Source organism: Psychromonas sp. B3M02, from assembly GCF_003318165.1.
Taxonomy (GTDB): domain Bacteria; phylum Pseudomonadota; class Gammaproteobacteria; order Enterobacterales; family Psychromonadaceae; genus Psychromonas.
Genome location: NZ_QOCB01000053.1, coordinates 1 through 3,253, shown reverse-complemented (window position 1 = coordinate 3,253; position 3,253 = coordinate 1). Strand labels below are relative to the sequence as shown.

Sequence of the window (3,253 nt, the reverse complement as noted above, 5' to 3'; positions counted from 1 at the left end):
TCAGCTAAAACAGTGGGTTAGGTTTCGCTTCGCTACACATTATAACCCACTATTTTAGTCCGCTTAATGTGGGCGTTAGAGGTAGGGAGTACTCGTGGAAACAACATTTTTAAAAGTAGGAACAATAGTCGCTGTTACAGCATTTTATATTCCTTTCTTAATTGTTATAACCAAAGGTCTCGGGGCAAAATCTGGTCGGCGTCATTTTTATAGATCCTTGAAAAATGTATTTGAAAGAGAAACTGATGACCTTAGAGCCATAGATCAAATATCAATTATTTACAGAAAGATTTCTGAGGGAAACACTGAATTTTCGAAAAAATATAGAACTCCGATTGATATATGTGAGGATTTACTTGCTAGGGTAACAGGTTATACAAAATGGACTTTTAAGTTTCATTATTCGTTGAGTTTCACTGCAGAAGAGATTTGAAGATTGGCAAATATAGTTAAATCTATAGAAAGTGATATGCCTTTTATCTCCTTGTCGCCGAAGTATGGGAATCAACTTGATATGCTTAAACTGGCTTACGATTCCAATGATATAAGCTTAGGCTCAAACGGTTTAAAACAGTTGGCTAAAGATATTAAGTTCCTAGAGTCAACAATTGAAAGCCAAGAACGAAAAAATCGAGTTTCGACTTGGGTTTCTGTTATTGGTGTTATTTTAACTATAGTTTTTGGTGCTGTATCTATATTTCAAGTATATTCACCATTACCGAACCTCTAACAAGGTACTTAAATGGAACTAAAACAGTGGGTTACGTTTCGCTTCGCTACACATTTTAACCCACAATTTTAGTCCGCTTAGTGCGGCGTTGAGGCTGTAGAATTTCTCCGAAAAGAACGTTTTTACGTTCTTTTTTTATAATCTCTCATTGTACAAAAAACAACCTTAATTGAGCTGGTCGACTGTGAGCTAATAGCTATTATTCGCTCAGAGTTAAATGTAATGGCTAACTAAAAACCTGACTTATCCTGCCAAAGTAAATTCATTCCGATTGATTTTTCACAGCAAATTATCCCCAGTACTTTTTGAATACGCACTTTCCCATATTGTGGACAAACACCTTAATTTAAGTTCTTTTGATAAATGGTATGAGAACGACAAAGGTGGCGCTGCAGCTTACCCGCCATCAGTGATGTTGAAGATAGTTCTGTTTGGTTATTCGCGAGGGTTAGTCAGTAGCCGACGTATTGCGAATGCGTGTGAAACGAATATTACTTTCATAAGGTGTTGTTGAAAAAAGAGGGGGTGATGAGCAACCTCATTACACTTCTATTGCAAGTTTTGTCGCTAAAATGAAAGACCAAATTGAACCGTTATTTACACAAGTATTAATGATATGCGACCGTGAAGGGTTGATTGGTCGAAACATGTTTGCGATTGATGGCTGTAAAATAAGATCGAATGCCAGTAAAGAATGGAGCGGTACATTCGATGAACTTGAGCAAGCCAAGTTACGCAGAGCAAGTCAGCGAATACTTGAGCGTCATTAAGCACAAGATAGTTTAGGCGAAGATGGAGTGGCACATGATTTAAAACAGAAAGCGAAACTTGATAAAAGTGCAGAGAAAATCACGGAGTATCTAGCCACACATCAAGAAAAAACAGGCAGTAAAGGTGAGAAAGTTAAAAGCAATATAACAACCCAGACAGTGCAAAAATGACAACAAGTAAAGGCACAATACAAGGCTACAATGGGATTGCTATTAATGACGACAAACACCAAATAATATTGCAAGCACAAACATGGGGCTCAGTGGGCGAACAACAAACTTTAGAGCCGGCGGTTACTCAATTAAAACAACAACTCGATAAGCTCACTACAGAAAAACTATAAAACGAACGCACAATAAAATTCACAGTTAACAGTGGCTTTAACAGTGAAGCTAATTTGGAATTTATGGCACAAAGTGGATTCGATAGTTATATCGCGGACAATCACACTAAGTAACTGATCTATTTTACTTGTTATAATAACTTACTGCTTCGTTGTAATTTTCGAAAAGAGAACAACTATTAAATAATTAACATTTTTTAGTTAATTCTTAGTCAGACTATTTACGAAGTTAATCGTCGAGAGGCTTAAATGACGCCTTGAATTAAGCCATTTTTCCTGCCCCAAATTGAGATCATTTATTTAATGCAATTGGTATCACTTATTGCTTCGCTGTAAATTTCGTAAACGGCGCGACTATTAAAGCATTAATATGCTTTGGCTAATTCTTCGATAGACGGTTAATGAAGTGAATCTTCACAAAGCTCAATTTATGCCTCAAACTAAGTCATTTTTCTACGTGAAACTCAGAGTCCTTATTCAATATAGATGAACTGAAATGGTTTGTCAGAAGGAAATTTTTGAGGCCCTTGCCTCTTATTTAATTGCTATATTGTAAATAAGTTGCTTAAAAAGCATTTTAATGTTTATTTAACAAATTGATTTAAAGCATAGACCAACCCTTATTAACTATTACTGCAGTATTAGCTATGCTAATTATTAACATTATCGTGTGCAGTGAAACAGTTTAACTCAATGTAAAATGTTGTTATCCAATTCCTATTTACACCAAAACATATCTTCAATAAGTAGCAAGCGTGATTAACGTTAACGCTGATGTGACATTTATAATTATCTTAATTTTTTATTTGACCCTTACCTAGGGGGATAGTTTATTTTTCGGTTATTATCTTGCTGTGTAAATTATTAAGAACCAAAATATTTAATGAAACTGCTTATCACTTTTTTTTTAATAGTTACTATTCAAATTACTTTCATGCAGAAAGTGATTGGTTCTGTATCATCGTTAGAAAATGATAGTGTATCTACGCAGCATTGCGAGATGGCTATGCATGACATGGATTTAGCTCATTGTGTGACTGAATCCATGGACATGAAAAACTGTCAAGCAGACTGTGATATGATGACGGTTGTCTCTGTCGTGCATTTCATTGAAGACGAGCGACTTGTTTCATTAGTTCATTCTCAACTTCGTTATCCTTCTGTTATTATCCCTCATACTGATTACTCTCCCTCAAGTCTCTACCGACCTCCTTTATTCAGTTAATCAATTAGTACCGATCTATCTACTGTATCTGATACCAATCATAGTAAGTAACTGATCTATTTTACTTGTTAAAACAACTTATTTTTTCGTTGTAAGTTTCGTATAGGGAACAACCATTTACATCAACTTACGCCTCAAACTAAGCCATTTTTCCGGCGCAAAATTTAGATCAGTTATTTAATAC

The 3,253-nt window shown here is 35.3% G+C and carries 3 protein-coding genes and 1 pseudogene; all 4 read left to right on the top strand.

The genetic code is table 11. The features are described 5' to 3' along the window. Window positions 1-94 precede the first annotated feature (94 nt). The 4 genes and pseudogenes from DS885_RS07085 to DS885_RS07060 all read left to right on the top strand — a co-directional run bounded on the left by DS885_RS07085 (window position 95) and on the right by DS885_RS07060 (window position 3,069). Window positions 95-433: a hypothetical protein gene (locus DS885_RS07085; RefSeq protein ID WP_113818736.1), complete on the top strand. Its 339-nt coding sequence runs from the start codon at window positions 95-97 to the stop codon at window positions 431-433. A gap of 3 nt (window positions 434-436) precedes the next feature. After that, on the top strand, window positions 437-730 hold the full coding sequence (locus DS885_RS07080) for a hypothetical protein (RefSeq protein ID WP_147232336.1): 294 nt from the start codon (window positions 437-439) through the stop codon (window positions 728-730). A gap of 264 nt (window positions 731-994) precedes the next feature. Next, a pseudogene (locus DS885_RS17925) lies at window positions 995-1,946 on the top strand (transposase); the annotation flags it as partial. Window positions 1,947-2,727: 781 nt separating this feature from the next. Next, the gene (locus tag DS885_RS07060) at window positions 2,728-3,069 is read left to right on the top strand and encodes a hypothetical protein (RefSeq protein ID WP_113818733.1); all 342 of its coding nucleotides are present in this window, start codon (window positions 2,728-2,730) and stop codon (window positions 3,067-3,069) included. Window positions 3,070-3,253: the final 184 nt, after the last annotated feature.

Excerpts from the sequence above, each read along its gene's own strand:
- DS885_RS07060 (WP_113818733.1), top strand. The coding sequence starts at position 2,728 with ATGAAACTGCTTATCACTTTTTTTTTAATAGTTACTATTCAAATTACT.